We start from the raw sequence: 20,250 nt of genomic DNA on the forward strand, positions 1-20,250 counted from the left end.
GCAAATTGCCCCCAAGATTGATGGTGCCCACCTGCGGATTGCCGGTCGGGCCGATGGCGGTCGGTAGGAAAGAGGTCTTGCTCAGCCGGCGCAGCCGGTGGGTTCTGGTCGGCTTTTCGCGCGCAGGGCTGCCATTTCGGCGCGCGCGGCCTCGAGATCGGCCCGGAATTCGGGGGAATTCATCTCGGCAGCGAAGATCGAAGCGCCAGCGAGGCGCCCCGCATCCACTGCGCTTTGGCTGTGCGAACCGCAGATCCAGCGACTGTCGCCATATTCGCGCCCGCGCGCCAGGAGCTGCGCCCCGCGGTCGGGCGTGATCGCCGCCAGGATCATCGCGACATGCTGGCCATAGGCGGTGTGACCGGAAGGATGGTCGCCATTACCGGCCAGATGCGCGCTACGCGGCTCGCAGATCGGCAGGTCGTTGCCCACCCACGGACGCACCGTGTGGAAATGCCGCTTGGCGTCGGAAACCACGCTGCGATCCTCGCCCGCGCGTGTCAGCAGATGCATGATCGCCGGGGCCTCGCTTTCTTCAAGGCTGGCGCCAAGGGCGCAGGCGAACTGCTCGAAAGCCGTGCCCGAAACGTCGCGCGTCGCCAGTTCCCAGCGCGGTGTGCCTTTCAGGCTGCGGCTCTCGCGGAAGATACGTGCATCCGCTTCAGCCCGAGCCGAACCCGGCGCGGGAGGTTCGGGCAGAATCTTCGTAAGGTCCGGGCGCTGCTCGGGCGTAAGGTACCCCTCAGGTGCCGGCGCTGCTCCGCCCAACAGGCAGGCAGCCGCAATCACCAGCGCAATCGCTGATATCGAACGCATTGATGACCCCGTTCCTATTCTGTGTCGCACGGGCCGGGTGGGGTAAAGTTATGACGCCGCTGTTACAAACTTACTGATTTTTGATGCTTTCTTGGCACCACTTCGACAGCAGTTTGATTTTTGGGTTTCCCAGGACGCAAGGTGCGTAATTCATGGAAAGCCGGCTTTGGCGCGGAAAACCTGCGCCGTTTCCCGGCCTGGCAACGCGAAGGAGAGGCCTTTTCCCCGCATAGTTGCGGCGCTGCTTTTCCCGGCGCACACGAGCACTGGTACGCCAACAGCTACTCGCCGCTCTGGGTGCAGCCCGGTGCGCCGCGTACCGGCACCATCGGTCTGCGGGCGCGGTTCTGACGAAAAAGGAGCGATCGATACTGAATTCATCCTCGCCGCTGATCCATGTCGAGAGCTTCGGCAAGACCGGCGAAGGCCGCGATCTGCTGATGGTGCGCGCCAGCAAGGGCGGAGCAGGCAAGCCGGTAGTGCTGGTGCAGGCAAGCCGGTAGTGCTGGTGCAGGCGGGTATCCATGCGGGCGAGATCGGCGGCAAGAATGCCGGCCTCATGCTGCTGTGCGACATCGCGATGCGCGGCAAGAGCGGCTTGCTCGACAAAGTCGATCTCGTCTTCATGCCGATCCTCAACATCGATGGGCACGAGTTACCCCTGTCCCGGAAAATGCCTTCAGCGAGAATGGGAGGAATCTGGCAAAATCGAAGCTGAGTGGAGCTGGAGATTTTGCATGAAGAAGTGGAAATTCACGGGCGAGCAGATCGTATTTGCGCTGCGCCAGACGGCGGCCGGCACGCCGGTCGCCGAGGTGTGCCGGAATATGGGGGTTTCGGAGCGACGTACTACCGCTGGAAGCAGCTATAAAAGCCATGCTCCAGAAGGTTCTGGCAAAAGAAGTTTAGCGCTGTTCGTCTTCGTGAGATCGTCCATTGGGTGCAGGGCGTTATCGGGTGAGCGATCGGCGTAGCTGCGCGGTTCTCCGGTTCGATCGCAAGACGCACCGCTACAGGTCGATCCGAAGCGACCAGGCGCAGCTCAGAAACAAGATCACGGAGATCGCGGCGACCCGTTTGCGTTATGGCTATCGCCGTATCCATGTACTGCTCAAGCACGAAGGCTGGCCGGTCAACGTGAAGCAGGTACGTCGCCTTTACCGACTGGAAGGCCTTATTTTACGGGCAAAAAGGCCTTGCCGGCACGCCATGGCCGCATGGTGGGTGGAGCGACAGCTACCAGCGCACAGGAACGAAGTCTGGGCGATGGACTTCCTGTCCGATGCCCTGTTCAAAGGTAAGCGCTTCCGCGCCTTGAGATCTCGCCATGCTTGAGCGACAGCAAGACAATATCAGGCGTCAACCGGATCGAAAGCTGCTCAAGCTCAACATCGATGCAGGCGGAGCCCGCTCTCGGATGATGATTGACCGGGCAATTGCCGCTGAATTGGATGACCCACCGCTCGCGATCGACGAAGAGCGAGTGTAACATAGTGGTCCGTGTTGGGAATACGCGATCAGGCGAATTCTCACACGGAATCCCAACATACCGTTTATCGTCAAAAGGATACGCCAAGTGAGGCCTGCGTGAGCGCTGGCCTTACGGCTATGCCTAGAGCGGACTGGTGGTCTACCTCGGTCGTGTCCCGCGGGGTGGTGTAGGAAGGTTTCCCTGAGAGGGTGGCCACCGTCGATCTTCTGGTAGGGTTCGGATGCGAACTCGAACCTGGAGAAGAAGACGATGACCGAGGACAGAATGGCCCTTGTTGAGCTGATTGAGCAAGGGGCTGATAGCGATTTGGTGCGCGAGATGCTGGCTTATGCTGCGGAGCGCATGATGGATATGGAGATCGAGGCGAAGACGGGAGTGCCTTGCGGATCACGCAGCCCGGAGCGGCTGAACCACCGCAACGGCTACCGCGCGCGGGGTTGGGATACCCGAGCTGGCCGGATCGAACTGGCGATCCCGAAACTGCGCAAGGGCAGCTACTTTCCGAGCTTTCTCGAGCCGCGCCGCACCGCGGAGAAGGCCTTGGCGGCAGTGATCCAAGAAGCCTACGTCCACGGTGTCTCGACTCGTTCGGTCGACGATCTGGTCAAGGCGATGGGCGCCAGCGGTGTGTCAAAGAGCCAGGTTAGCCGCCTGGTTGCCGAGATCGACGAGCGGGTGAACGCCTTCCTCACGCGGCCCATCGAGGGGGAGTGGCCCTACCTATGGATCGACGCCACCTATCTCAAAGTGCGAGAGGGCGGACGGATCGTCTCAACGGCGGCGATAATCGCAGTGGGCGTCAATACCGATGGCAGGCGCGAGGTTCTGGGCGTAGCCACCGGCCCGTCGGAAGCGGAACCTTTCTGGAAAGCCTTCCTGCGCTCTCTGGCCGACCGAGGCTTGCGCGGTGTGAAGTTGGTCATCGCCGACGATCACAAAGGGCTGCGCGCCGCCGCTAGCAAGGTATTTTCCGCGACCCAGCAGCGCTGCCGAGTACACTGGATGCGAGGCGCGTTTGCCCATGCCGCGCCCAAACAACGACCCGCTGTCATTGCCATGATCAAAACCATCTTCGCGCAGGAAACGGCCGAGGCGGCGCACCAGCAGTGGGAGCAGGTTGCCGATGCCCTGCGCGAGAAGTTTCCAAAGCTGGCCGACATGATGGACGCATCACGCGAGGACGTGCTCGCCTACATGGCTTTCCCCAAAGATCATTGGGCGCAGATCGCGTCCACCAACCCGCTGGAAAGGGTCAACAAGGAGATCAAGCGAAGGTCCGACGTGATCGGTATCTTCCCCAATGATGCCGCTGTGGTTCGTCTCGTCGGAGCGCTTATGCTGGAGCAGAATGATGAGTGGGCCGTATCGCGCCGATACATGACGCTGGAAACGCTGGGCTCGGTGAGCCATAATCCTATTGTCAGCTTGCCAGCACTGGCCGCCTGACATGAACCCGATCCTGCCGTAGATCGACGGTTCCTACACCACCCCGTGGGACACGACCGTCTACCTCAAAAGCACGACATGCAGGAAACGCGGTCCATGCGCTCCCCTAACATAGGTCCCTTCGATATCAGTTGTCCCCGATACGCCGGTGATCCAGTAATGAGCGCGCGGTTGCGCGCCATGGAGCGGCGCATCCTCTAGGTAGGGAGCGATATCCTTGACCGCCAGCAATACGATGTGATGCAGCGTCAAGAAGTTGGGCAGCATTGGCGCCTGCATGCCGGTCTCGAACACCAGCGACCCGGTCTCGGCAATGCCCTTACGTGCGATCGCCAGCGCCGCCACCTCGTCAGGTGCGGCATCATGGTGCAGGACGAAGCCGCTCCAATCACAGCCAGTCAGGCGCGGATCGGGCGGCAGATAAAGAGCAAGCGCCTCGCCTTGGCCAACCAGATACCGTGCGACTGCTACAGGTAGATCTTCGATCTTCTCAATAAAGTCATGGCTGGCGTTAACGCTGGGCAGCGCCAGCCGAGCCAGGAATTCGGCCTCGACACGATCGACGTCGACTGCCGGTCTTTCCGGTGTGCTCAGCAGCCCGGCTGCTTCCGTCTCTATATCGGATTTGGTATCGCCCTTGAGGCGACCGAGGATGGCCTCGCGCGCATTCATTGGCCGTGCTCCTTGCGGTATTGCTCCATGAAGGTCCGCGCCGGCGGCTTGGGCATGTCGCGATATTTGGTCCAACCGCTCGCTAGCGGCAGCGCGCTGATCCAGCCCCTGCCTCCCAGAAGACGCATTATCCGCACTGCCGTGCGCGTCCCCATCCGGTACAGCCATGGCCGAGTAGCGACCCACGCCCACACGCCCAACCCCGCACGGAGTGATTGCGGTTCTAGTCCCTCACGCCAGCTCTTCTCGCGCCAGCCGCGCAGCAGTGTTGGCAGCGGGATGCGCACCGGGCACACTTCCTGGCACTTGCCGTTCATAGTGCAGGCATTGGGAAGATCACGGCTTTCCTTCAGCCCATTGAACACCGGGGTCAACACTGCCCCCATAGGCCCTGGATAGGTGCCGCCATAGGCATGGCCGCCAATTTGACGGAACACAACGCAATGATTCATGCAGGCACCGCAGCGGATGCAGCGCAGCATCTCGGCTAGCCCTTCCTCGCGCATCTGCGTGCGACCGTTGTCGACCAGCACGATGTGCATCTCCTCCGGCCCATCCCGGTCAACGGAGCGCCTGGGCCCGGTGTAGAAGGTCGTGTATTGGGTTAGCGCCGCGCCGGTCGCCGAACGTGCCAGCATCCGCAGCATATGGACAGCATGAGGCATGGACGGCACGATCTTCTCGATCCCTGCAGTCACGATATGGACGCGTGGGGGAACCAACGAAAGCTCAGCATTACCCTCATTGGTGACAGTGCAGATCGCGCCAGTGTCTGCGATCAGAAAATTTGCGCCCGAAATACCAACATCGGCACTCAGCATCTGGGTGCGCAGTTCACGCCGTGCACTTTCCGCCATGGCCGCGATCGTCTCTTCTTCATGCGGCGCGCGATGCCTTTCCTTGAACAAGGCAGACACCTGTTCGCGGGTCTTATGCATAGCCGGCCAGATGATGTGCGACGGCCGCTCGTCGGCCAGTTGGATGATATGTTCGGCTAGGTCGGTTTCGACCCGGCGGATTCCGGCTTCGGCCAGCGCGTGAGGCAAGCCGATCTCCTCCCCCAACATCGACTTGGAACGGGCAACGCTCTTCGCCTTGGCCGTCTTGCACAGGGCGACAACGATGTCGCAAGCCTCATCTGCTGTGCGCGCCCAATGGACCTTCGCGCCTGCGGCAGTTGCCTTTGCCTCGAACCGCTCAAGGTAGTGGCCCAGATGGGTGACGACATGGTCCTTTATCGCCGCTGCACGATTACGCGCCGCCTGAAAATCGGGAAACGCTTCCACAGCAACCGCGCGTTTGGCCTCGGCCGTGCCCGCCGTTCGTTCAACTGCGACCTTTAGAATGCGGTCAGCCAGCGCGGCGTTCGCACGTTCCTTGAAACCGGCCGCTTGAGCTTGGGGGCCGCTCACGCCTCTTCCCCGATGGCCGGGCCATCACCCATGCCGGCGACCAATTCGATCGCATGAAAGGCGCGGACCTTGCTGCCTTGACGATTGAGCTTGCCAGCTATGTTCATTAGGCACCCTAAATCGCCCGCCAGCAGCAGGTCGGCTCCGGTCGCGTCGATCGCATCCGCCTTCTCACCAACGATCGCGTTGGAAATGGCGGGATATTTGACACAAAAAGTGCCACCAAAGCCGCAGCAGGTTTCCTCGCCGGGAAGCGGCGTCAATTCCAGCCCGGCAATTGGCTTGAGGAGTCGGCGTGGCTGCGCCTTGACACCCAACTCGCGCAGCCCCGAGCAGCTGTCATGATAGGTCGCCTTGGCGTCCAGCACCACGCCCTCCGGCTTCCAGCCGCACTGTTCATCGAGATAAGCCATGATTTCCCACGTTCGGGCCGCGACTGCCTGAGCGCGCGGAAGCCATTCGGGGTCGTGCTCGAACAGTTCAGGATAATGGCAACGGATGGTACCGCCGCAAGATCCCGAAGGCACAACTACCGCCTCATAAGGTTCCAGCGCGACAATCGTTTGCCTAGCCAGCGCAATCGCGTGATCGGTGTCGCCACTGTTGAGCGCCGGCTGGCCACAGCACGTCTGGCCTTCCGGCACCACCACGTCGCAGCCCGCCGCTTCCAGCGCGCGGATCGCGGCGAAACCGATGCGCGGGCGCATCATATCGACCAAGCAAGTGACGAACAGGGCGACTTGTGCAGGCATTACTGAAGGTTCACGTACATGCCGCCGTCAACCAACAATGCAGCGCCAGTAACATAAGCTGCCATATCCGAGGCAAGGAAGACGATAGGCCCGGCCAAATCGTCCGGCTGGCCTAGGCGGCCGAGCGGCGTACGAGCTTCCATATACTGGCGCTTCTCGATGTCGGCGAGGTCGTCTTTGTTGATTTCGGTCAAGATCGTACCGGGCAATACGCTGTTGCAACGGATGCCATGTTTGCCAAGTGCGATCGCCGTGGACTGCATCAGCGAATGCACCCCTGCCTTGGTCGGAGTATAGTGGGTCTGATATTCGCCGCCAACCAATGCGGAGATGGAGGAAACAGCGACGATCGATCCACCATGGCCCTGCTTCACCATCTGCTGGGCTGCCGCCTGCACCATGAAATAGGCACCGTGCAGATTGACCTTGAAGGTTCGCTCGACCACGTCGACTGGCATGTCGAGGAACGCGTGGAAAGGGCAGATTCCGGCATTGCTCACCATCACGTCGACTTGGCCAAATGCCTCGACCGCCTGCGCCACGAAGTCTTGCGCAGTCTGCGGGTCCGCCACATCGCCTTTCACGGAAATGGCACGCTGACCGAGCGCCTCGATTTCCGCGACACAGCTATGAGCCGGACCATCGCTATGCGCATAATTGATAGCAACATTGGCACCATGTTGCGCTGCGCCGATGGCAGCGGCACGGCCAATGCCGGTCGATGCGCCAGTGACCAGGACGGTCTTGCCTTTAAGCAACTTCATGAAATCCCTCTTCCTTCTTCTTATCGCCGTGCGGGCCGGCGGGATGGTTTTATGGCCGGAGTCCAGCCCAAGTCGGCGCTAATCTTCTGAGCCGTACCGCGTACGTCGCTGGTCAGTGCGTCCATACGGTCATCGTCCATGTACTGGGCCGCACTCGACAAACTGATGGCTGCGACAATAGCGCCGGATGCATCACGGATCGGCGCGGCAACGCAGCGGATCTGGTCTTCATTCTCTTCCAGATCGAAGGAGCGTCCCTGCGCTGCATAGTCCCGCATGCGTGACATCCAAACGTCGAGTACGGCTGAGTGGAGGCCAGCTTCACGTTCGGTATCGAACACGCGCTGCCACACTGCTTCTGGCTCATCGATCAGCAGGGCCTTTCCAAGTCCCGTCGAGCTTAGTGGGTGACGATCACCGATACGACTGGATATATCGACCCGCCTGCGTCCGGAAATCTTATCGAGATAAAGGGCTTGTTCGCCGTCAAGTCTACCCAGGTGAATCGTATCTTCAGTTGCCGCCGCGAGCTGTTCCAGATGCGGTCGGGCAATTTGAACCAAATCCGCCTGACTTTGTGCCAGAAATCCCAACTGCAAGAGCTTTGGGCCAAGCTGATAGCCTTCACGCGGCAGGAATATCAGAAAGCCTCGCTCAACCAACGCATTCGCAAGGCGGTGCGTCGTGGAGCGTGTCAGGCCCATACGTACCGATAGATCGGCGAGCTTTATGGGGCCGTCGATGACTTGATCCATCAGGTCGAGACCTCGTTGCAAAGTCTGCGATCCCTGCGGCTTCGACTTTTCATCTCGTTCAGTCGATTCTGGGTTTGACGCATTCCGTCTCATCTAATAACACTCTATCCCACAAAATGAGAAAAACAAGGGTCAAGGAGAGGCCGGACGTGATTGTACGGATCAACCCAACCTCTTTGACACCCGACGTTATGCCCATTTTGGCCATATGTTGGAAGAATTTGCCACATCGTCCCATATTTTGGGCGCCGGGCACCAGTCGGGGAGTTTTTGCGTGCCGATCGTGACGTTGCCAAAGATCAAGCATGTCCGCGCCTTCACCGTGCGAGGCGGCGGTGCCGATTATCATGACCAGGGCGAAGGGCACTGGATCGACGACCACATCGCGACGCCCATGTCGAAATATCCCGAATATCGCCAGTCACGGCAGAGCTTCGGGATCAACGTGCTGGGCACGCTGGTCGTGGAGATCGAGGCGGAAGACGGTACCGTCGGCTTCGCGGTTACCACCGGCGGCGAACCGGCGGCCTATATCGTCGAAAAGCATCTCGCCCGCTTCCTCGAAGGCCGCTCGCCGATCGACTATGAAAAAATCTGGGACCAGATGTACTTCTCGACCCAGTATTACGGCCGCAAGGGGCTGGTCATTAACGCCATCTCCGGCGTCGACCTCGCACTCTGGGACCTTCTCGGCAAGCTGCGCCAGGAACCGGTCTATCACCTGTTGGGCGGCGCGGTCCGTGATGAGCTACAATTCTACGCCACCGGTGCGCGCCCCGACAAGGCGCAGGAATTCGGCTTCATCGGCGGCAAGATGGCTTTGCACCACGGCCCGGCCGAAGGCGTCGAGGGGCTCAAGAAGAATATCGCCGAGTTGGCCGACATGCGCTCCAAGGTGGGCGACGACTTCTGGCTGATGTGGGACTGCTGGATGGCGCTCGACGTGGACTATGCCACAAGGCTCGCCATCGCTGCTCATGAGCTTGGCCTCAAGTGGATCGAGGAGGCAATCAGCCCGGACGATTATTGGGGTTACCAACAACTCAAGCGCAACGTGCCGAAGGGCATGCTGGTAACGACCGGCGAGCATGAGGCAACCCGCTGGGGCTTCCGCATGCTGATGGAAATGGACTGTTGCGACATCATCCAACCCGATGTTGGCTGGTGCGGCGGCGTAACCGAACTGCTCAAGATCAGCGCGCTAGCCGACGCTCATGGCAAAATGGTCGTGCCGCACGGTTCATCTGTCTACAGCTATCATTTCGTCATCACCCGCCACAACTCACCCTTCGCCGAGTTCTTGATGATGCATCCTGGACCGACGGAAGTCGTACCGATGTTCCACCCTCAATTACTGGGCGAGCCGGTGCCAGAGAATGGCCGCATGAAGGTCAGTGCGCTCGATAAACCTGGCTTTGGCGTCGACCTCAATCCCGACATCGCGATGCACCGCCCTTACACCCACTGATTTGCCCAGAAGAGAGACTGATACTATGAAATTCTGTCGTTTCGGCCAACGTGGCCAGGAAAAGCCCGGCGTGATCGATGCCGAGGGCCGGATTCGCGATCTCTCCGGCGTCGTCGCCGACCTGACGATCGAGAGCCTCGCCGCCGCCAAGGACACCGACGTGGACTCGCTCCCCGTAGTCGATGGTACCCCGCGCTATGGCGTGCCCGTAAAGGGCATCGGCAAGATCGTCGCCATCGGCCTCAACTATGAAGACCATGCGATCGAGTCCAACCTTCCGATCCCCGCAGAACCCATGATGTTCATGAAGGCGCTGTCGTCGCTCAACGGTCCGAACGATGAGGTGATGCTCCCCAAGGGTGCTACCCATGGTGACTGGGAAGTCGAACTGGGTGTCGTCATCGGCGAGACTTGCCGCTTCGTCAGCGAAGACGATGCGCTGTCGAAGGTTGCCGGATATGTCCTCGTCAACGATGTGTCGGAACGCTTCAATCAGAAGCAGCGCGGCACGCAGTGGTCGAAGGGTAAGGGCCATGACACTTTCTGCCCGGTCGGCCCTTGGCTGGTGACCTCCGACGAGGTCGGAAATCCGCAAGATCTCGACATGTATCTCGACGTCAATGGCGCGCGAATGCAGACCGGCAACACGAAGACGATGATCTTCAACGTCGCTCAGCTCATCTCCTATGTCAGCGAATACATCACGCTCTATCCAGGCGACCTGATGATCACTGGCACTCCCCCGGGCGTGGGTGAGGGCAAAAAGCCCGAAGCGATCTACCTCAAGGCTGGCGACATTATGGAACTGGGCATCGCCAAGCTCGGCACCCAGAAGCAGAATGTCGTGGAATGGCGCCATCTCGGCGATGAGGTGCTCAGATGAGCGTCTTTGCCGGACGCTATGAAGGGCGTTGCGCCATCATCACTGGTGGCGCATCTGGCCTGGGCAAACAGGTCGCCGCTCGTATTGTCGCCGAAGGTGGCAAAGCGGTGCTTTGGGACCTGAACGCCAAAACGCTGGAGACAGCCAAGCAGGACGTCGGCGCTACCCATGTGGTTGCGCTCGACGTGTCTGACTATAACGCAGTCGCTGCTGCCGCAAAGGAAAGCGCAGAGGCACTGGGGAAAGTCGATGTGCTTGTCTGCTCTGCCGGAATCACCGGCGCGACGGCGCCGGCTTGGGACTATCCGGTCGACAGCTTTGAAAAGGTGATCGACATCAACCTCAATGGCCTCTTCTACTGCAACCGTGAAGTCGTGCCATTCATGCTGGAAAATGGGTATGGCCGGATCGTCAATCTTGCCTCCGTTGCTGGGAAAGAGGGCAACCCGAACGCTAGCGCCTATTCGGCTAGTAAGGCCGGCGTCATCGGTTTCACCAAGTCTCTTGGTAAGGAACTGGCGGGCAAGGGGATCATCGTCAATGCGCTAACCCCGGCGACTTTCGAAAGCCCGATCCTGGAGCAGTTGCCTCAAAGCCAAGTTGACTACATGCGATCCAAAATACCGATGGGACGCCTTGGCTTAGTCGAGGAATCGGTGGCGATGGTGTGCTTCATGGCCAGCGACGAATGCAGCTTTACTACGGCGTCGACCTTCGACACCTCGGGAGGGCGCACAACCTTCTAACAACCTGTCGCGGCGCGACTGGCCATTCAAGAGCTGGAGCGCCGTTTGTTTCTGGAGAGCGATACCGGTGATGCGCAATCATGATCGCCGCACTTTGTTGACCGGATTTTCCGGGCTGGCTTGCGCGTGGTTCATGGGTGGCGTTCCAAAGGCCAATAGCCAGAATATAAGCGCCACGGGCGCTCTGCCGGAGAGGCCGATGATACCTTTTGTCGATGCCCATATCCATTTATGGGATCTCAAACATATTCGCTACGACTGGCTCAGCCCTCCCTTTTCGAACGAAGGGCCGAACGGAAGCGTCGAGGCAATTGCCCATGATTACGGGCTCGCCCAATATCGTGCGGACCTGGCACGATGGAATGTCGTAGGGGCCGTCCATATCGACGCCGGTGCTGCGGCGGATAGCGCCCTGCGAGAAACCCAATGGCTGGACGATCTGGCTGAAGCCGATGGTCTCCCAACGGGCTTTGTAGGCTTCGCTGCGCTCAACGATCCCGATGTTGAAGTCGTGCTTGCTGCACAGGCGGCCCACCCCCGCGTCAAAGGCATTCGCCATATCGTCAACTGGCATCCCAGCCCCAAACGCACGTATGGTCCGGTCGACCTGACCCTCGATCCGAAGTGGCAGGAAGGCTACGCCTTGTTGGCCAAGTACGGCCTTTCCTTCGACCTGCAGTGCTATCCGGGACAAGTACCGGGCCTTGTCACCTTGATCGAGCGGCATCCCGACATTCCAGTTATCATCAACCACATGGGCATGCCGGTGCTTACCGATCCGCATGGCTTGGAGGATTGGCGGGCCGGCATGAAGGCATTGGCAGCCATTCCTCATGTCGCGGTCAAGCTATCCGGCATGGGCTTCATCCGGCGTGACTGGACGCGCGCGGATGTCGAACCTCTGATCCGTGACACGATCGACTGGTTTGGCATCGAGCGCTGCGCCTTTGCCAGCGATACGCCGACAGACAAGCTGTTCGGCACGATCGATCGATATATGGAAGCCTATCACGGGATTGTTGCTGACTTTCCCGAAGCTGACCGTCGCGCCCTGTTTGGCGGAAACGCCAACCGCCTCTATCGCCTGGGACTGAAGCTATGACCCCCAATCCACTGCTTGGCGTCCTCTTCCATTGGCTGGGCGGTTTCGCCTCGGCCAGCTTCTATGTGCCCTTCCGCGGCGTTAAACGGTGGAACTGGGAAATCTTCTGGCTGACCGGTGGCATCTTTTCCTGGGTGATCGCTCCTTGGTTTTTCGCATCGCTGCGAACCAACGATCTGATGGGTGTGATGCAGCAGGTACCATCCACTATTGTAGGCTGGTGCGTTTTCTTCGGAGTCCTGTGGGGCTTTGGCGGACTGACCTATGGCCTCACCATGCGCTATCTGGGCCTATCTCTCGGCATGGCGATAGTGCTGGGGCTGTGTACGGTGTTCGGCACTTTGATCCCTCCTATCTTCGATGGCACGTTCATGACCGACATCGCCGGTACGGTTCACGGGCAAATCGTGCTGCTCGGGCTAGCAGTGACCGTGCTGGGAATTGTCGTCGTCGCTCGTGCCGGCTCGCTCAAGGATCAGGCGTTATCGGCAGAGCAGAAGGCTGCTGCTGTTTCGGAGTTCAATTTCAAAAAAGGTATCGCGGTCGCCATTTTTTCCGGCGTAATGTCATCGTGCTTCGCCTTCGGCCTGGCTGCAGGCCAGCCAGTGAATGAACTCAGCCGCGCCGCAGGAACCGGACCGCTATGGGTTGGCCTCCCAACCTTGTGCCTTGTCATGTTCGGCGGCCTGATCACCAACGCGCTGTGGTGCACCTGGCTGATCGTGAAGAACAGATCGGCGGGACAGTGGATCGGCGCGCCCGATGCATCGGGGCAGGCCCCGAAACTGCTCCCCAATTTTCTGCTTTGTGCACTCGCAGGCACCGCTTGGTATTTCCAGTTCTTCTTCTACACCATGGGAGAAAGCCAGATGGGGCAGTTCGGCTTCTCAAGCTGGACCCTTCACATGGCCTCCATCATCATCTTCGGCACGCTCTGGGGTTTCGCTTTTCGCGAATGGAAGGATGCAGCGCCCGCCGTCCGCCGTCTGGTCTGGATCGGTGTCGGTCTGCTCATCTTTGCCACTATTATCATCGGCTACGGCAATCGGCTCGCGGGATGAGGCGGACCATTACCGTCATGCCCTGCAAGAAAGCGTAGAGACATTATGAAGAGCGTCCTCCCGCTCGACCGACGCTCCGTGATGTCAGGTGGGGCATTGTTGGCGGCCAGCCTGACCATCATGGGCACGGCATGGTCCATTCCTGCACCAGTATCGTCTGGTGGTGGTGATCAGGGAGATGCTCCATGGGTCTATTGGTATTGGATGGACGCCAACATCACCGCCGTAGGGATCAGGGCCGATCTTGCGGCCATGCACAGTGCAGGGATAGCCGGTGCGATAATATTCAATATCAAAGGTGTAAACGAGGCAACGATCGTCGATCCGCCGGTCGAATCGCAAAGTCCTGAATGGTGGAACATGATCAGGCTCGCGGCGGCCGTGGCTGATGGCTTCGCCATGAAACTCGCCATGAATATGTGCGACGGATGGGGAACGGCAGGAGGCGCCTGGGTGACGCCGGAACGATCCGCGCAAATCCTCACGGCTTCGGAACGGATAGTCGGTCCATTGCAGCTGGTAGGGCGTCTCGAACGCCCCTCCACAAATCTCGACGATTATCGCGACATCGCCACCTTTGCTTTTCCAGCGCCGGAACATTGGAGCGCGACTTCATTAGCCGCTCAAATATCGACTAGCTGGGCGATAACGGACCCAGAAAAGCTGCTTGATCGAGAGCAATCAGCCAATGTCATTGAAATCGACGAAGCTGGCTGGATTCTCTACAGTTTTGAAGCACCCTTCACTCTTCGATCAATCGTGGTGCGCGCGAGAAAGCGCGATCTGGAAGCGGAGCTTGCAGTCGCAAAGGAGCCGCCACCGACGCTTCATCCGAGCATGGCCCACCATTATCGAGAACAGTTGGACAACCTCACCCTCGCACTGTCTGCCGGCGACGAGTGCAATCGTCTCAAAGCGACAGAGATCATCCGTTCTTTGATCGAGCGGATCGTTCTGACGCCTGAGGGTAGCGATCTCGTGGTCGATGTGCAGGGCGACTTGGCCGGGATTCTCACGATCGCAGCCCAACGCACAAAGCCCGCCAGGAAGGCGGGTTCTGCAAAGGCTTCAAAATCAGCCGATATTCTGCAATTTGCTATGGTTGCGGGGGTAGGATATTTCTTTCAAAGCATCCATCTGATTTCGTGATTTATTTTGAATTTATTTATTTTGAACACCTCCAAAAATACCCCCACCTGCCATTAATTGCGCCCAGCCGTTCTCCCCGGGCGTCAAATCGAAAATGGAATTGCCAAATTCATAGCTCGGCCAGCTGAATTACTGAATGGCCCATGCAGAGGGATTTCGATGAATATGTAGACATGATCGCTGGACAGCACCCTGTTGACTATCGTCACGCACATCTTGGCCCAGACCTGCCTGATGATCTCCCGAACCCGCAAGCACACATCCCCATGGAACACCTTGAGGCATTTTCTTGGCTGATCGTCACCACAACGATGCGCGCAGTTTTCGTCTCAGGCCCAAGAAGCCGTGGCCTGCGCGACACTCTGCTCGATCGCGCCGAAGGGAGCGTAACCGGACGTCATACGCCCTTCCATCCGAACCATATCGCCGAATGCCATGAAAGACGTCTTCGGCTTGCCATCGCGGATTATCTCCACCGCACGTACCTCGGAAATGCAGCTGGAGCCCACCTCAGCATGGTTCCAGTTCGAAACCGTCCCCGAACCGATGATCGTGCCAGCGACCAGATCGCGGGTGCGCGCGGCGTGGGCCACCAGATCGTGGAAGCCGAAGTCCATCTCTGCGGCACTAGCACGGCCGAACGATCGCCCGTTCCATTCGACCAGCAGATCCATGAAAACCCGGCCGTCGCGCCATGCATCGCCGAGAACATCGGGGGACACGGCGAATGGCGCCATCGCACAGGCGGGCTTGGCCTGTACCCACCCGAACCCTGTCTTCATCTCGACGGGGGCGATGGCACGCAGTGACCAGTCATTGATCTGCACGACCAGTTTGATGTGGTTCAGTGCCTGCTCGGGGGTGACGCCCATGGGCACGGCATCGACTATCACGCCGAATTCGCCTTCAAAATCGATACCGTCCGCTTCGCTTGGAAAGAGCGCAAGCTCGCGCGGGGCCAGGAAACGGTCCGACATTCCCTGGTACATGAGCGGGCGATCGCTTTCGACCGGGGGCAGGTTGAAGGCAATCTGCATCAGTTCGCCGTGGCTGCCGAACGCGGAACCATCGAGCCATTGCCAGGAGCGCGGCAGCGGCGCCAGCAGAAGGGCCGGATCGAGCACCTGCCCCTGCCCTGCCGCCACGCGCTCGGCCCCGGCCCTCAGCAGCGGCTCGGCCGCGCGCCAGTCCGTCACCGCCGTCAGCAGGTTCGGGATGTCTGCATCGAGCGCGCGCGTTCCATCCGCCGAGACGACCACGAGCCGACCATCGGGGCTCCCGTTCGCAAGCGTAGCCAGCCGCATCTCGCGCTTAGGCCTCGATGATCGCGACAGCGCGGGTCCAGCCCGCGGAAGCGCCCTTGATCTTGTGCGGGAAGCACGAGACCGTGAAGCCGTGGCCGGGCAGCACTTCGAGATTATGCAGCTTTTCGAGGTGGCAATAGCCGATGTCCCGGCCTGCCTTGTGACCTTCCCAGATCAGCGAGGTATCGCCGGTTTCCTTGACCTTCTCGGCGGTATAGCTGAACGGCGCATCCCACGACCAGGCATCGGTGCCGGTCACGCGCACGCCGCGCTCGGTAAGGTACATGGTCGCCTCATAGCCCATGCCGCAGCCCACGTTCACGAAATCCGGCCGCCCCAGCGCCTTGCCCGCCGCCGTGTTGACGAGGACGATGTCGAGCGGCTGCAAGTCGTGGCCGATGCGTGCCAATTCGTCCTCAACGTCCCTCGCGGTTACCACATAGCCATCGGGAAAGTGACGGAAGTCCAGCTTCACGCCGGGCTGGAAGCACCATTCCAGCGGCACTTCGTCGATGGTGATCGCGCGCTTCGGTTCGCCGTCCTTCGCGTCCATCGTCGGATGATAGTGATAGGGAGCATCGAGGTGCGTGCCGTTGTGCGTGGTCAGCCGCACCCATTCCGCAGCCGCGAAACCGGCGCCGTCCGGGGTGTCCTCGGCGGTAACCCCCGGGAAGAACATGTCGAGTTCGCTAACCGTCTCGGCATGCGTCTGGTACGTGATCTCTGGCCGCAGGAAGGGTGGATCGCTCACCACGTCGTTGCAAAGCGTGATGGAAAGATCGACGAAGCGGCGAGTCATTGCGGGGTGCTCCTTCCCTTGAGGAGAGCGCCGATCGCGATCGGCGTGAAGATGGCGGATAAGAATACGCCGTATGCGGCCTTGATCGCGAGCGCTAAGAAAGCGGGTAGCGCTACTAGCGGATCGACTTCGCAGAGCGCAAACGCACTTCCTCCTCCGAGAACTGACGCCGCGAGAGCCAATGTCATACAGCGGCCAACGATCGGTGCTGCTGGGCCGCCGACTCTGCGTCGCAGGAGAAGCGATGGAACCAAGCTCCCCATCAGCACCACCATGAAGGACTGCGGAAAGAAGTCCGGCGCCAAGGCGGCTAGCGTTACGGGTTCCTTTACGCCGAAGACGGCAAGGAAGAAAACGACCGACAGCACGCCGTTGATGACAGCGCTGAGGGCTGTCTCCCTCAGGATGATGGCTTCGGAGCTCACGAAGCCCGTCCTCCGAGTGTCTCCGCGAACCAGTCGCTGATGAGGTCGCGGCCATAAGCCATGTTGTCCGCGCCGACATGCTCGACGCCGCCTTCGCGGGGAGTAAAGATCACCTTTTCGCGGCGCGGCGAGTTGATAAGCTGGTCGTAGAGATCGTCGGCGTATCCGACGCCGATCTGGCGATCCTCGGCGCCGTGGGTGACGAGGAACGGCACCTGGATGCGGTCCATGTGGCCGTTGAGGTTCATCGCCTCGGACTTCGCCAGGAAATCGTTCTGGTCCTTGGCACCGAAGGCCCAGTGGACATGCGCCCAGTAGTGCGGCACCGGGTTCTCGCCCTCGCGGGCCATGCGCTTGTCCTGCACTTCGCGCCAGTTGTGGTTGGCGCCCCAGACCGCGCCGCTTGCAAAGCGCGGCTCATAGGCCACCGCGCGCGGCGCGAAGTGGCCGCCGAGCGAGATGCCGGTCATGCCGATGCGCTTGGGGTCGACCCCCGGCTGCTGCTCCAGCCAGTCCACCGCCTTGCTCGCCCAGTTTTCCGAGCGTGGATCGACCGGCAGGCCCTGCAAGCGCAGCGCCTCACCCGATCCGGGCTGATCGACGCAGAGCGTGGAAATACCCCGGCGCGCAAGTTCCTGCGGCAGCCGCGTCCAGTAGAGCAGTTCCTTGCAGCTATCGAGACCGTTGCAGAACACCACCACCGGCTTGCGCCCTTCACCGGGTGCGCGGGTGAACAGCACGGGCATGGTGCCCACTTCCAGCGGGATTTCCACCCGTTCGCGGTTGAGCTTGCCCAGTTCGGTCGAGCGGTCGAAGGCCTCGCGCGCCCGGGCATAGGTCTCGGTACGGCCGGGATGACCGTGGCCCTGCATTCGCTCTGCCGTGATCAGGTAGAGCGCGGCGCGCTCCAGCTTGTTCGAGGCGGAGAACTTGCGGCCCTTCGCCTCGTCCTCGGCGGCGAGGTCCAGCAGCTTGTCGCCCATCGCGGCCCAGGCCATCATGAACTGCGGCGTGCCGGCATCGGCGCCGTTCGCCGCCGCGTCGCGGATCGGCTGGCACATATCGATGATCTCACCGAGCTGCGCGCCCGATTCCATCGCGATCGAAACGGAGAGGTTCCAGATGTAGTTCGGGAAGTATTCGAAAAGGGCCATCGATCAGATCTCCGATGCCTGGAACAGGCGCGCGTCGGGAGCGGGATGCGGCATCGTCTGCGGGCCGCCGACGCCGGTGCCCCACTGGTCCATTACCTGCGGGCCGGGAATGTGGATCTGGTGCTGGTGCGTCTCGAAATCGACCTCTTCCAGCTCCGAGGTATATTCCACCGCGAAGCCGCCCGGCGTCGTGAAGTAGCTGAAGGTGTTGTTGCCCGCCGTGTGGCGCCCCGGCCCCCAGCGGATGTCGGTGCCGCGCTGCTTGAGGCGATACACGCCGCGCATCATGTCATCCACCGTCAGCATGTCGTAGGCGACGTGGTTGAGGCACGGCGGCCCGGGCAGGATGGCGACGCGGTGATGCGCCTCGTTGCAGCGCAGGAAGCACATGAAATCGCCCAGCCAGTCGCTGACCTTGAAGCCCAGCACATCGGTAAAGAACGTCACCAGCGCCTGATGGTTCGGCGAATGCATGACGATATGGCTGATCTTCACCGGCACGCCTTCCCAGCGCGCCATCTCCCGCTTGTCGAGCTTCTCCACATCCGCGGAGATTTCGAAGGGCAGGCCATCGGGCGAGAAGAAGCGGAAGCCGTAGCCGCCGCCCGGCGCATCGAGATCGCGGGGACCGAAGATCACCTTGCAACCGGCCGCAACGACCTTGTCATGCAGGCCGTCCACATCCTCGCGCGTATCGGCGGCGAAAGCGATCACCTCGACATGGTTGGCGTCCGACTTGTGAAGACGCACGACGTGATGCTCGTCATGGCCATGGGTCTTGAACCACGCCAGTCCGTCCTGCGACGCCACTTCGACAAGGCCCCAGTCCTCGGCGTAGAACTTGCACTCGGCGTCGAAATCTTCGACGCCATATCCGACATAGCGGATCTCGGTCACTCGGGTCATCACGGCAATTCCTTGAAAGAAAAGATCAAATGGGCTGGCTGACGACCGCGAACATCTCCGCGGTGGCCTTGTGGTTGTCGACCGGCGGGCCCCTGCCGATCTGGCCGTGGCAAATCGCCAGCGAGGCCTCGACGATGTAACGGCAGCGCTCGTAGCGGCGAGCGCGATAGGCCTCGAAAGCGGCTTCGGGCTCAGCTTGGGCGCAAAGCTCCTCGGCCAGCACCAGGGCGTCTTCGATCGCCATGCCCGCGCCCTGCCCCAGATGCGGCGTGGTGGCGTGGACGGCATCGCCCAGCAGCACGACCCGGCCCTTGTGCCACGGCCCGTGGACCATCATGCCTTCCAGCGGGCGATAGACCACCTCCGCATCCTCGGTGATCTGCTCGGCCAGTTCGCGGATCGCGGGCGCCGTGGCGGAGAGCTTCGCGCGCATCGTCGCGGCAAGCCCCTGCAACGGATAGCGCGGATTGTCCGGTTCCGGCGTCGTCGCGTACATGTACATCGTGTCCGCGGAAATCGGCACCAGCCCCACGCCGGTCGGGCCGTTGTAGACGTGGAGGGCATCCAGCTCTTCCGGCCGGGGGAAGTTGTACCGCCAGACCGCCTGCCCGGTGAACTCGGGCGTTTCCGCGTCCGGAAGGATCGCGCGGCGGGTCTGCGAATAGACGCCGTCCGCGCCGATGACGATGTCGTACCGCCCCTCGGATCCGTCGGAGAAGCGCGCGGAGACGCCGGTATCGTCCTGGTCGAGCGTCTCTGCAGTGACACCCAGACGGATTTCGGCCCCGAGCGCCTTGGCGCTGTCTCCCAGCACCTTCTGAAGCGCGCGGCGGCCGATGCCGACGTTGGAGGGCTTGCCTTCCACCAGCGCGGACGTGGGAATCCGCGCGACGCGAGTGCCGTCGGGGATATAGATCTCCACCGCGTCGAACCCGCAGGCGGCATCGAGGAAGGTATCGAGCACGCCCAACTGGTCCATCGCGCGGATCACGTTCGACTGCTGGATGATGCCGACGCCATAGACCGACCATGTCGGATCACGCTCGATCACAGCGACGCGGTGGCCTTGGCGACACAGCGCTATCGCGGCGGACAAACCGCCGATACCGCCGCCGATGATAAGAATATTGCGGTCCTTCATCGC

The 20,250-nt window shown here is 60.8% G+C and carries 24 protein-coding genes; 12 read left to right on the top strand and 12 right to left on the bottom strand.

What is annotated here, in order from left to right; all coding sequences use genetic code 11:
- Positions 1 to 81 precede the first annotated feature (81 nt).
- Positions 82 to 816, bottom strand: a complete 735-nt coding sequence (locus ACZ1II_RS06675; RefSeq protein WP_465143635.1) for an acid phosphatase — start codon at positions 814 to 816, stop codon at positions 82 to 84.
- 141 nt (positions 817 to 957) lie between these two features.
- Between ACZ1II_RS06675 and ACZ1II_RS06680 the strand changes: the two genes are divergently transcribed.
- The 6 genes from ACZ1II_RS06680 to ACZ1II_RS06705 all read left to right on the top strand — a co-directional run bounded on the left by ACZ1II_RS06680 (position 958) and on the right by ACZ1II_RS06705 (position 3,754).
- Positions 958 to 1,167, top strand: coding sequence for a hypothetical protein (locus ACZ1II_RS06680; RefSeq protein ID WP_465143636.1), 210 nt, complete (start codon positions 958 to 960; stop codon positions 1,165 to 1,167).
- A 151-nt stretch (positions 1,168 to 1,318) separates the two neighbouring features.
- The gene (locus tag ACZ1II_RS06685) at positions 1,319 to 1,534 is read left to right on the top strand and encodes a M14 family zinc carboxypeptidase (RefSeq protein WP_465143637.1); all 216 of its coding nucleotides are present in this window, start codon (positions 1,319 to 1,321) and stop codon (positions 1,532 to 1,534) included.
- A gap of 19 nt (positions 1,535 to 1,553) precedes the next feature.
- Positions 1,554 to 1,790, top strand: coding sequence for a transposase (locus ACZ1II_RS06690; RefSeq protein ID WP_465143638.1), 237 nt, complete (start codon positions 1,554 to 1,556; stop codon positions 1,788 to 1,790).
- Positions 1,774 to 2,151 (top strand): IS3 family transposase, encoded by a 378-nt coding sequence (locus ACZ1II_RS06695; RefSeq protein WP_465143639.1) that lies wholly within the window; start codon positions 1,774 to 1,776, stop codon positions 2,149 to 2,151. Before ACZ1II_RS06690 ends, ACZ1II_RS06695 begins: the two co-directional genes overlap by 17 nt.
- On the top strand, positions 2,144 to 2,305 hold the full coding sequence (locus tag ACZ1II_RS06700) for a hypothetical protein (RefSeq protein ID WP_465143640.1): 162 nt from the start codon (positions 2,144 to 2,146) through the stop codon (positions 2,303 to 2,305). Before ACZ1II_RS06695 ends, ACZ1II_RS06700 begins: the two co-directional genes overlap by 8 nt.
- A gap of 252 nt (positions 2,306 to 2,557) precedes the next feature.
- On the top strand, positions 2,558 to 3,754 hold the full coding sequence (locus ACZ1II_RS06705; protein WP_465143641.1) for an IS256 family transposase: 1,197 nt from the start codon (positions 2,558 to 2,560) through the stop codon (positions 3,752 to 3,754).
- A gap of 60 nt (positions 3,755 to 3,814) precedes the next feature.
- On the opposite strand, the gene ACZ1II_RS06710 is transcribed toward ACZ1II_RS06705, so the two are convergent.
- Genes ACZ1II_RS06710 through ACZ1II_RS06730 form a run of 5 tightly spaced genes read right to left on the bottom strand, consistent with a single transcriptional unit; the run spans position 3,815 to position 8,202 of the window.
- Positions 3,815 to 4,426 carry a LutC/YkgG family protein gene (locus tag ACZ1II_RS06710; protein WP_465143642.1) on the bottom strand — a complete coding sequence of 204 codons (612 nt, stop codon included), beginning with the start codon at positions 4,424 to 4,426 and terminating at the stop codon, positions 3,815 to 3,817.
- A complete protein-coding gene (locus ACZ1II_RS06715; protein WP_465143643.1) occupies positions 4,423 to 5,838 on the bottom strand; it encodes a lactate utilization protein B in 1,416 nt (471 codons plus the stop codon). The genes ACZ1II_RS06710 and ACZ1II_RS06715 overlap by 4 nt, the downstream gene beginning before the upstream one ends.
- Entirely contained in the window at positions 5,835 to 6,590 is a 756-nt protein-coding gene (locus tag ACZ1II_RS06720) for a (Fe-S)-binding protein (RefSeq protein WP_465143644.1), read from the bottom strand. Before ACZ1II_RS06720 ends, ACZ1II_RS06715 begins: the two co-directional genes overlap by 4 nt.
- Positions 6,590 to 7,354: an SDR family NAD(P)-dependent oxidoreductase gene (locus tag ACZ1II_RS06725; protein ID WP_465143645.1), complete on the bottom strand. Its 765-nt coding sequence runs from the start codon at positions 7,352 to 7,354 to the stop codon at positions 6,590 to 6,592. The genes ACZ1II_RS06720 and ACZ1II_RS06725 overlap by 1 nt, the downstream gene beginning before the upstream one ends.
- 20 nt (positions 7,355 to 7,374) lie before the next feature.
- Entirely contained in the window at positions 7,375 to 8,202 is an 828-nt protein-coding gene (locus tag ACZ1II_RS06730) for an IclR family transcriptional regulator (RefSeq protein WP_465143646.1), read from the bottom strand.
- Positions 8,203 to 8,392: 190 nt separating this feature from the next.
- On the opposite strand from ACZ1II_RS06730, the gene rhmD reads away from it, so the two are divergent.
- The 6 genes from rhmD (at position 8,393) to ACZ1II_RS06760 (ending at position 14,518) form a co-directional block, all read left to right on the top strand.
- On the top strand, positions 8,393 to 9,577 hold the full coding sequence (gene rhmD / locus ACZ1II_RS06735) for an L-rhamnonate dehydratase (RefSeq protein ID WP_465144540.1): 1,185 nt from the start codon (positions 8,393 to 8,395) through the stop codon (positions 9,575 to 9,577).
- 25 nt (positions 9,578 to 9,602) lie between these two features.
- Positions 9,603 to 10,460 carry a 2,4-didehydro-3-deoxy-L-rhamnonate hydrolase gene (locus tag ACZ1II_RS06740; RefSeq protein ID WP_465143647.1) on the top strand — a complete coding sequence of 286 codons (858 nt, stop codon included), beginning with the start codon at positions 9,603 to 9,605 and terminating at the stop codon, positions 10,458 to 10,460.
- A complete protein-coding gene (locus ACZ1II_RS06745; RefSeq protein ID WP_465143648.1) occupies positions 10,457 to 11,206 on the top strand; it encodes an SDR family NAD(P)-dependent oxidoreductase in 750 nt (249 codons plus the stop codon). The genes ACZ1II_RS06740 and ACZ1II_RS06745 overlap by 4 nt, the downstream gene beginning before the upstream one ends.
- A gap of 199 nt (positions 11,207 to 11,405) precedes the next feature.
- The gene (locus tag ACZ1II_RS06750; RefSeq protein ID WP_465144541.1) at positions 11,406 to 12,308 is read left to right on the top strand and encodes an amidohydrolase family protein; all 903 of its coding nucleotides are present in this window, start codon (positions 11,406 to 11,408) and stop codon (positions 12,306 to 12,308) included.
- Positions 12,305 to 13,369, top strand: a complete 1,065-nt coding sequence (rhaT, locus tag ACZ1II_RS06755; protein ID WP_465143649.1) for an L-rhamnose/proton symporter RhaT — start codon at positions 12,305 to 12,307, stop codon at positions 13,367 to 13,369. The genes ACZ1II_RS06750 and rhaT overlap by 4 nt, the downstream gene beginning before the upstream one ends.
- A gap of 45 nt (positions 13,370 to 13,414) precedes the next feature.
- Positions 13,415 to 14,518: a glycosyl hydrolase gene (locus ACZ1II_RS06760; RefSeq protein ID WP_465143650.1), complete on the top strand. Its 1,104-nt coding sequence runs from the start codon at positions 13,415 to 13,417 to the stop codon at positions 14,516 to 14,518.
- Positions 14,519 to 14,847: 329 nt separating this feature from the next.
- Here ACZ1II_RS06760 and ACZ1II_RS06765 read toward each other — a convergent pair whose 3' ends face one another.
- Genes ACZ1II_RS06765 through ACZ1II_RS06790 form a run of 6 tightly spaced genes read right to left on the bottom strand, consistent with a single transcriptional unit; the run spans position 14,848 to position 20,247 of the window.
- Positions 14,848 to 15,822 carry a fumarylacetoacetate hydrolase family protein gene (locus ACZ1II_RS06765; RefSeq protein WP_465143651.1) on the bottom strand — a complete coding sequence of 325 codons (975 nt, stop codon included), beginning with the start codon at positions 15,820 to 15,822 and terminating at the stop codon, positions 14,848 to 14,850.
- A gap of 7 nt (positions 15,823 to 15,829) precedes the next feature.
- The gene (locus tag ACZ1II_RS06770; protein WP_465143652.1) at positions 15,830 to 16,621 is read right to left on the bottom strand and encodes a cyclase family protein; all 792 of its coding nucleotides are present in this window, start codon (positions 16,619 to 16,621) and stop codon (positions 15,830 to 15,832) included.
- The gene (locus tag ACZ1II_RS06775; RefSeq protein WP_465143653.1) at positions 16,618 to 17,046 is read right to left on the bottom strand and encodes a hypothetical protein; all 429 of its coding nucleotides are present in this window, start codon (positions 17,044 to 17,046) and stop codon (positions 16,618 to 16,620) included. The genes ACZ1II_RS06770 and ACZ1II_RS06775 overlap by 4 nt, the downstream gene beginning before the upstream one ends.
- Positions 17,043 to 18,200 carry an alpha/beta hydrolase family protein gene (locus ACZ1II_RS06780; protein ID WP_465143654.1) on the bottom strand — a complete coding sequence of 386 codons (1,158 nt, stop codon included), beginning with the start codon at positions 18,198 to 18,200 and terminating at the stop codon, positions 17,043 to 17,045. Before ACZ1II_RS06780 ends, ACZ1II_RS06775 begins: the two co-directional genes overlap by 4 nt.
- A gap of 3 nt (positions 18,201 to 18,203) precedes the next feature.
- Entirely contained in the window at positions 18,204 to 19,106 is a 903-nt protein-coding gene (locus ACZ1II_RS06785; protein WP_465143655.1) for a VOC family protein, read from the bottom strand.
- A gap of 25 nt (positions 19,107 to 19,131) precedes the next feature.
- Positions 19,132 to 20,247: an FAD-dependent oxidoreductase gene (locus ACZ1II_RS06790; RefSeq protein WP_465143656.1), complete on the bottom strand. Its 1,116-nt coding sequence runs from the start codon at positions 20,245 to 20,247 to the stop codon at positions 19,132 to 19,134.
- Positions 20,248 to 20,250: the final 3 nt, after the last annotated feature.

The sequence above is a fragment of the Novosphingobium sp. BL-S-20 genome (assembly GCF_055521635.1).